The sequence below is a fragment of the Streptomyces recifensis genome (assembly GCF_002154615.1).
GTDB classification, from domain to species: Bacteria; Actinomycetota; Actinomycetes; order Streptomycetales; family Streptomycetaceae; genus Streptomyces; species Streptomyces griseoluteus.
Map to the genome: position 1 here is coordinate 1 of NZ_MUNH01000562.1, position 7,974 is coordinate 7,974.

Here is a 7,974-nt window from a genome sequence, read left to right on the forward strand (position 1 = left end):
GCGCGGGCCCGCGCCATCCACAGGGTGGAGTCCAGCGCGATCAGCGGGATGACGAACAGCGGCAGCAGCGCCGGCCGGGCGTCGGCGACCACGCACACCAGCGGCGCGATGCCGAGCAGCGCGACGGCGACGAAACCCTGCCTGACCAGCGCGGTCCGGGCGATGGTGGGCAGCCCGCCCCCGCGCGGGGCGTGCAGGTACCAGAGCAGTCCCCGGCTGACGACGAGGTAGGCGCCCGCGGCGAGCACCACCTCGGGGACGGTGCCGAGTCCCCAACTGCCCGGCCGCCAGGGCGCCTCGACGCTCCCGACCCGGCCGAAGGCGCCGAGCACCAGAGCGCCGGCGCCGATGGCGAGGATGTCCACCGCGCCGTGCAGCAGGCCCTCGCGGCGGCAGTTGCGCCGGGCGGCACCGACCAGGACGACGACGGTGAGGCTGACCAGTCCGGCCGGGACCCAGCCGTACAGCAGCAGGGTGGCGAGAGTGAGGGCCGCGCCGGAGGCGGTGCCGCCGCTCCAGCGGGCCCGGCCCAGCATGACGAGGTGGCCGACGACGAGGCCGGTGAGCAGCGCCAGCGCCCACCCGGCCGTACCGGCGGGGAAGAGCGCGCGGCCGCCGCTGAAGGCGCCGTAGAGCCCGGCGCCGAGGGCGAGCGCGGCCGCCCCGGCGAGGACGGCGGGCAACGTCGGTATCCTCGCCCGCCGCCCGCCGTCCGGGAGCGGGTCGAGGTCGGCGGCGAGCACCACCGCCGCGTGCGGATCGACACCGTCCGCACCGGAGTTGGGGCCCGTGCGGTCCTTGCCGTGCCCGGTCCACCGGTTCCCCCGCCACGCGCCCGCGCGGCGGCGCAGGCGCAGCCGCGAGCCGGGGGCGGCGCTCTCGGTCGGTTCCATTCCCGTCCCTCTCACAGCCGGCGGTGCCCACGCCACGCGGCCCTGGCCCCGAGGACCCTCAGCGGCTCGGCGGTGGAAACCCCTTCCCCGTGCCGGCTGTCGGGCACGGGGATGCACCGGCCGCGGCTGGGCACGGCGGGCGCACCCCTCAACAGTAGGCCGCGGAGGGCTTCCTCGGGCAGCGGTCGTGGACGGTCGCCCGAATGCGTACGGGCCACCCGTATGCATCTGATATGCGCCGTACGGGTGGCCTTCAACCGCTACTCCCCGGTCGGAAGCGCGACTTCGGCCGCCGCCTCGGGTCCGCGCTCCAGCAGGACGGTGAATCCGTCCTCGTCGAGCACCGGCACCTTGAGCTGCATCGCCTTGTCGTACTTGGAGCCTGGGTTGTCGCCGACGACCACGAAGGACGTCTTCTTGGAGACGGAGCCGGTCACCTTGGCGCCCCGGCTCTGGAGCGCGTCCTTGGCGCCGTCACGGGTGAAGTTCTCCAGCGTGCCGGTGACGACGACGGTCATCCCCTCCAGCGGACGCGGCCCCTCGTCCTCGCCGGTGGCCTCCTCCTCCAGCGATACGCCGGCCGCCTTCCACTTGCGCACGATCTCGCGGTGCCAGTCCTCGGCGAACCACTCCTTGAGCGCGGCCGCGATGATGGGGCCCACCCCGTCGGTGGCGGCCAGCTCCTCCTCGGTGGCCGCTTCGATGCGGTCGATGGAGCGGAACTCGCGGGCGAGCGCGGTTGCGGCGACAGGGCCGACGTGCCGGATGGAGAGGCCGTTGATGAACCGGGCGAGCGGGCGCCGCTTGGCCGCCTCGATGTGTTCCAGCAGGGAGAGGGTGTTCTTCTTCGGCTCGCCCTTCTGGTTGGCGAAGACGGTGACGACCTTCTCCTCGCCGGTCTTCGGGTCGTGCTTGGGCAGGCCGCTGTCGGGGTCCAGCACATGTGCCTTGATGGGCAGCAGCTTCTCCACCGTGAGGTCGAAGAGGTCGCCCTCGTCCACCAGCGGCGGGTCGGCGGGCTCCAGCGGTCGGGTGAGCGCGGCCGCGGCGACCCCGCCGAAGTGCTCGATGTCCAGGCACTCGCGCCCCGCGAGGTAGGCGACCCGCTCGCGCAACTGCGCCGGGCACGTACGGGCGTTGGGGCAGCGGAGGTCGATGTCGCCCTCCTTCATGGGCCGCAGCGGCGTACCGCACTCGGGGCACTCGCTCGGCATCACGAACTCCCGCTCGCTGCCGTCCCGGAGGTCGGCGACGGGACCGAGGATCTCCGGGATGACGTCACCGGCCTTGCGCAGCACCACGGTGTCCCCGATGAGCACGCCCTTGGCCTTGACGACCTCCTGGTTGTGCAGGGTGGCGAACTCGACCTCGCTGCCCGCCACCGTGACCGGCTCGACCTGGGCGTACGGGGTGACGCGGCCGGTGCGGCCCACGCCCACCTTGATGTCGATCAGCTTGGTGTTGACCTCCTCCGGCGCGTACTTGTACGCGATGGCCCAGCGCGGGGCGCGCGCGGTGGAGCCGAGCCGGCCCTGGAGGCGGATCTCGTCGAGCTTGACGACGACACCGTCGATCTCGTGGTCCACGGAGTGCCGGTGCTCGCCGTAGTACGCGATGAACTCCCGTACGCCGTCGAGGCCGTCGACCACGCGGTTGTGCGGGGAGGTGGGCAGGCCCCAGGAGCCGAGCAGGTCGTACGCCTCGGACAGCCGGGTCAGGCCGGTGAAGCCCTCGTGGGCGCCGATGCCGTGGACGACCATGTGCAGCGGGCGGCTCGCGGTGACGCGGGGGTCCTTCTGGCGCAGGGAACCGGCGGCCGCGTTGCGGGGGTTGGCGAAGGGCTTCTCCCCGGCGGCGACCAGACGTTCGTTCAGCTCGAGGAACTTGTCCATCGGGAAGTAGACCTCGCCGCGGATCTCCACGAGGTCGGGCACCTTGTCACCCTGGAGGCGGTCCGGGATGTCGGCGATGGTGCGGACGTTGGGCGTGATGTCCTCGCCGGTGCGGCCGTCGCCGCGGGTGGCGGCGCGGGTGAGGCGGCCGTGCTCGTAGGTGAGGTTGACGGCGAGTCCGTCGACCTTCAGCTCGCACAGGAAGTGGTAGGTCTGGTCGCCGAGTTCGCGGGCGATGCGGTCGGCCCAGGCGGCGAGTTCCTCGTCGTTGAAGGTGTTGTCCAGGGACAGCATCCGCTCGCGGTGCGCGACCGCGGTGAACTCGGTCTCGTAGGACCCGGCGACCTTCTGGGTGGGCGAGTCCGGGGTGCGCAGCTCCGGGAACTCCTCCTCCAGTGCCTCAAGGGACTTCAGGAGCTTGTCGAACTCCGCGTCGCTGATGACGGGAGCGTCCTTCACGTAGTACCGGAAGCGGTGCTCCTCGACCTGCTCCGCGAGCCGCCCGTGCCTCTCGCGCGCCTCGGCGGGCACCGCCGTCGTCGCCGCTTGCTTGTCGCCGGCCACCGTAGTGTCCTCCCGTTACTCAGGGTTGTCCGCGAGGGATCTCGCCGCCCGGACGCAGTGGGCGAGCGCCTGGCGGGCATAGGCGGGGGAAGCACCCGCGAGACCGCACGCGGGCGTGACCGTCACCGCCTCCGCGAGCAGCCCCGGCCGCAGCCCCAGCCTGCGCCACAGCGTCCTGACACCCATGACGCTACCGGCAGGGTCTGACAATGCCGCGTCCGTCCCCGGCACGACACCGGCGAACAGCCGGGTGCCGCCCTCGACGGCTTCCCCGATGGTGTCGTCGTCACGCTCGGTGAGGAGGCCGAAGTCGAAGGAGACGGCGTCGGTGCCCGCGCGGCGCAGCAGGGCGAACGGCACGTCGGGGGCGCAGGAGTGGACGACGGTGGGACCGGGGCCGCTCGCGCCGAGCACCTCGCGCAGGCCGGACTCCACGATCTGCCGGTCCACGGCCCGGTGGGTGCGGTAGCCGCTGGCGGTGCGGATCTGGCCGCGCAGCACGGCGGTGAGGGAGGGCTCGTCGAGCTGGAGCACCACGCGGGCGCCGGGGACGCGGCGGCGGACGTCGGCCACGTGCAGGCGCAGGCCCTCGGCGAGCGAGGCGGTGAGGTCGCGGCAGGCGCCGGGGTCGGACAGCACCGCCTCGCCGTTGCGCAGTTCCAGCGCGGCGGCCAGCGTCCAGGGGCCGACCGCCTGCACCTTGAGGTCGCCCTCGTAGCCCTGGGTGAACTCCTCCAGGGCGTCGAGGTCCTCGCGGAGCCACGCGTGCGCGCGCCGGGTGTCGCGGCCGGGCCGGTCGGACAGCCGCCAGCCGCTGGGCTCCACGCGCGCGTACAGCTCGACGAGCATCCCGGCGGTGCGGCCGATCATGTCGGCGCCGGGGCCGCGCGCGGGCAGCTCCGCGAGGTGGGGGAAGTCCTCCAGGCTGCCGGTGACGGTCTTGGCGGCCTCGCGCGCGTCCACGCCGGGCATCGAGCCGACGCCGGTGGCCGCGGGGAAGGTGAACCGGGTGTTCTCACTCACCCCGGCAGGGTATGCCGTACGGCGGGCGGGCGCGTCAGCGGCCGGGGCGCACGGTCAGGTCGTTGATCTCGGCGTCTCGGGGCAGGTCCAGGGCGAGCAGGATCGTGTCCGCCACCGACTCGGGGTCGATGAACCGCGCGGGGTCGTACTCCTTGCCTTCCTGCTGGTGCACCTTGGCCTGCATGGGGCTCGCGGTACGGCCGGGGTAGACGGAGCTGACCCGGACCCCGTTGCCGTGCTCCTCCTGGCGCAGCGAGTCCGCCAGCGCCTTCAGCCCGTGCTTGGAGGCGGCGTACGCGGACCAGCCGGCGTGGGCGTTGAGTCCGGCGCCGGAGTTGACGAAGACCACCTGGCCGCGGGCGGTGCGGAGCTGGGGCAGGAAGTGCCGGGTCAGCTCGGCGGGCGCGATCAGGTTGACGTTGAGCTGGTGGCGCCAGGACTTGGGGGTGAGGTCCCCGACGTCACCGAGGTCGACGACCCCGGCGATGTGCAGCAGCGAGTCCACGCGGTCCGGCAGTGCCTGGTGGGAGAAGGCCCAGGACAGCTTGTCGGGGTCGGCGAGGTCGCCCACCAGGGTCGTGGCGCCGGGGAACCCGGCCGCCAGCTCCTTGGCGCGGCCCGCGTCGCGCGCGTGCAGCACGAGGTCGTCCCCGCGCGCGTGCAGACGGCGGGCGACGGCGGCGCCGATGCCGGAACCGGCGCCGGTGATCACATGAGTAGCCATGCCCGCCATGGTCGCATCAGCCCGCGGCGAGGGACTCCTCCAGGTGGGCCAGCGCGGCGGCCGGACCGTCGGCGAAGTACATCAGCTCCGACAGCGGGCGCGGCAGGAAGCCCTCGGCCTCCATGCGGCGGAACTGCTGCTCCAGGCCGTCGTAGAAGCCGGCGGTGTTCAGCAGCACCACCGGCTTGGCGGTGCGGCCGTGCTTCTTCAGCTCCAGGATCTCGGTGGCCTCGTCCAGGGTGCCGGTGCCGCCGACCATGATGACCACGGCGTCGGCCTTCTCCAGCAGCAGCCGCTTGCGCTCGGCGAGGTCGGCGGCGACCACCATCTCGTCGGCGCCGGGCCGGGCGACCGCCGACAGGAACTCCACGGAGACGCCCACGAGCCTGCCTCCGGCCTCCTGCACGCCGTCCGCGACGACCTTCATCAGGCCCGAGTCCGAGCCGCCCCAGACGAGCGTGTGGCCGCCCTTGCCGATCAGTTCCCCGAACTCACGCGCGGGGCGCGTGTAGCGCTCGTCGAGGTCGGCGGCCGAGAGGAAGACGCAGATATTCATGGAGGCAACGGTACGCGGGAACATCGGCGGCCCCGCCCGTGCTGTCCGGGTATGGCACACGGACACACGATCACCATCGAAGAGGGCGAGCAGCGCGTGCGCGTCGTACACGACGGCCAGGTGCTCGCGGAGACCGACCGCCCCCTCGTCCTGCGCGAGACGGGCTGTCCGCCCCGGTACTACCTCCCCGCCGAGGACGTCCGGCTCGATCTGCTGACCCCGTCGGACACCCACACGGACTGTCCCTTCAAGGGCACGGCGTCCTACTGGTCGCTGCCGGACGCGCCCGATCTGGTGTGGGCGTACCCGGACCCGAAGCCGGAGGTGGCCCGGATCAAGGACCACTACTGCTTCTACGCCCCGGAAGTGGCCTGACCGGGGCGCCGTGTCGTGACCGGTGACTCCGGCACCCGTACGGCAGTCTCCACGGGCATGGACAAGAAGACGACTTCCGTCGACGGGACCTCGCTCGCGTACCGCGTCACCGGTGAGGGGCCCACGGTCATCCTGGTCAGCGGCGCGCTGTCCACCGGACTCACGCTCGGCCCGCTGGCGGCGGCGCTCGCGGACCGCTGCCGGGCCGTCGTCTACGACCGCCGGGGCCGGGGCGCGAGCGGCGACACGGCCCCCTACGCGGTCGAGCGCGAGGTCGAGGACCTGGCGGCGCTGCTGGAGGCGGTCGGCGGCGAGGCGGCGCTCTTCGGGCTGTCCTCGGGCGGCGCGCTGGTGCTGCTGGCGGCCGCGAGCGGCCTGCCGGTGGCCCGGGCGGCGGTGTACGAGGTGCCGTTCAACGACTTCCTGCCCGAGGGCCCCGAGCGGCAGGTGGCGTACGCGGCCGCCCTGGACGTGGCGTTGGCCGCGGGCGACCGGGGCGGGGCGGCGGAGCTGTTCCTGCGGCTGACCGGGCTGGGCGAGGAGATGATCCAGCGGGCCCGCCAGTCCCCCATGTGGCCCGGCCTGGAGCTGCTCGCGCCGAGCCTGGCGTACGACGCCGCCCTGATGGGCGACGGGCTGCTCCCGGCGGAGCTGCTCGCCCGCGTCCCGGTACCGGTGCTGTCGATGGCGGGCAGCCTGAGCCCGAAGTGGCTGCGCGCGGGCGCCCGCGAGGTCGCGGAGGCGGTGCCGGACGGCGCGTACGCGGTGCTGGAGGGGCAGACGCACGCGGTCGAGCCGGCGTTCCTCGCACCGGTGCTGGCCGACTTCGTCGCGGGCTGAGCCCGGCCGGACGGTTCCGGCCGGGCGCGGGGATCAGACCGCGGCGGCCGTGGCCCGCGTGGTCGTGGCGATGGTCGCGGAGCCGACCACGCGCGTGCCGTCGTACAGCACGATCGCCTGGCCGGGGGCGACGCCCCGGACGGGCTCGGTGAAGGTGACGCGCAGTTCGCCGTCCACCAGCTCGGCGTCGACCTCGGTCTCGCCGCCGTGGGCGCGGAGCTGGGCGGTGTAGGTGCCGGGGCCCTCGGGGGCGGTACCGCACCAGCGGGGCTTGATGGCGGTGAGCGCGGTGACGTCGAGGGCGGCGGCCGGGCCGACGGTGACGGTGTTGGTGACCGGGGAGATGTCCAGGACGTAGCGCGGCTTGCCGTCGGGGGCGGGGGTGCCCAGGCGCAGGCCCTTGCGCTGGCCGATGGTGTAGCCGTAGGCGCCCTCGTGGGTGCCGAGGCGGTTGCCGTCCTCGTCCACGATGTCGCCCTCGGCCTTGCCGAGCCGGCCGGCGAGGAAGCCCTGGGTGTCGCCGTCGGCGATGAAGCAGATGTCGTGCGAGTCGGGCTTCTTGGCGACGGCCAGGCCGCGCCGCTCCGCCTCGGCGCGGATCTCGTCCTTGGTGGTGACGGTGTCCCCGAGCGGGAACAGGGCGTGCGCGAGCTGGCGGTCGTCCAGCACGCCGAGCACGTAGGACTGGTCCTTGGCCATGTCGGAGGCGCGGTGCAGCTCGCGGTTGCCGTCCTCGTCCACCAGCACCTTGGCGTAGTGGCCGGTGCAGACCGCGTCGAAGCCGAGCGCGAGCGCCTTGTCCAGCAGCGCGGCGAACTTGATCTTCTCGTTGCAGCGCAGGCAGGGGTTGGGGGTGCGGCCGGCCTCGTACTCGGCGACGAAGTCCTCGACCACGTCCTCGCGGAAGCGGTCGGCGAGGTCCCAGACGTAGAACGGGATGCCGATGACGTCGGCGGCGCGGCGGGCGTCGCGGGAGTCCTCGATGGTGCAGCAGCCCCGCGCGCCGGTCCGGAAGGATTGCGGGTTGGCGGAGAGCGCGAGGTGGACACCGGTCACGTCGTGACCGGCTTCCGCGGCACGCGCGGCGGCGACGGCGGAGTCCACGCC

7 protein-coding genes and 1 pseudogene are annotated in these 7,974 nt (G+C 73.5%); 2 read left to right on the plus strand and 6 right to left on the minus strand.

Translation table 11 applies throughout. From position 1 onward, the window contains the following. The 5 genes and pseudogenes from CCN33_RS25885 to CCN33_RS25905 all read right to left on the minus strand — a co-directional run. Positions 1-893, minus strand: a pseudogene (locus tag CCN33_RS25885) (GGDEF-domain containing protein); the annotation flags it as partial. Between the two features lie 260 nt (positions 894-1,153). Continuing rightward, positions 1,154-3,349 (minus strand): NAD-dependent DNA ligase LigA, encoded by a 2,196-nt coding sequence (gene ligA, locus CCN33_RS25890; protein ID WP_086695881.1) that lies wholly within the window; start codon positions 3,347-3,349, stop codon positions 1,154-1,156. Positions 3,350-3,364: 15 nt separating this feature from the next. Next, positions 3,365-4,372: a methionine synthase gene (locus tag CCN33_RS25895; RefSeq protein ID WP_086695882.1), complete on the minus strand. Its 1,008-nt coding sequence runs from the start codon at positions 4,370-4,372 to the stop codon at positions 3,365-3,367. Between the two features lie 34 nt (positions 4,373-4,406). Further along, complete coding sequence (locus CCN33_RS25900; protein WP_208621895.1) at positions 4,407-5,096, minus strand: SDR family oxidoreductase; 690 nt, start codon at positions 5,094-5,096, stop codon at positions 4,407-4,409. Positions 5,097-5,112: 16 nt separating this feature from the next. Beyond that, positions 5,113-5,652: an LOG family protein gene (locus CCN33_RS25905; RefSeq protein ID WP_086695885.1), complete on the minus strand. Its 540-nt coding sequence runs from the start codon at positions 5,650-5,652 to the stop codon at positions 5,113-5,115. Between the two features lie 51 nt (positions 5,653-5,703). On the opposite strand from CCN33_RS25905, the gene CCN33_RS25910 reads away from it, so the two are divergent. Both CCN33_RS25910 and CCN33_RS25915 read left to right on the plus strand, forming a co-directional pair. Further along, a complete protein-coding gene (locus tag CCN33_RS25910) occupies positions 5,704-6,027 on the plus strand; it encodes a DUF427 domain-containing protein (RefSeq protein WP_086695884.1) in 324 nt (107 codons plus the stop codon). 57 nt (positions 6,028-6,084) lie between these two features. Continuing rightward, positions 6,085-6,867, plus strand: coding sequence for an alpha/beta fold hydrolase (locus CCN33_RS25915; RefSeq protein WP_086695887.1), 783 nt, complete (start codon positions 6,085-6,087; stop codon positions 6,865-6,867). 33 nt (positions 6,868-6,900) lie between these two features. Here CCN33_RS25915 and mnmA read toward each other — a convergent pair. After that, a partial coding sequence (gene mnmA / locus CCN33_RS25920) for a tRNA 2-thiouridine(34) synthase MnmA (RefSeq protein WP_086695886.1) occupies positions 6,901-7,974 on the minus strand: 1,074 nt, incomplete at its 5' end.

What these genes read in the sequence shown, in the direction of transcription:
- CCN33_RS25900 (WP_208621895.1), bottom strand. Translation starts at nt 5,096, where the DNA reads ATGGCTACTCATGTGATCACCGGCGCCGGTTCCGGCATCGGCGCCGCC.
- CCN33_RS25905 (WP_086695885.1), bottom strand. Translation starts at nt 5,652, where the DNA reads ATGAATATCTGCGTCTTCCTCTCGGCCGCCGACCTCGACGAGCGCTAC.
- CCN33_RS25910 (WP_086695884.1), top strand. Translation starts at nt 5,704, where the DNA reads ATGGCACACGGACACACGATCACCATCGAAGAGGGCGAGCAGCGCGTG.
- CCN33_RS25915 (WP_086695887.1), top strand. Translation starts at nt 6,085, where the DNA reads ATGGACAAGAAGACGACTTCCGTCGACGGGACCTCGCTCGCGTACCGC.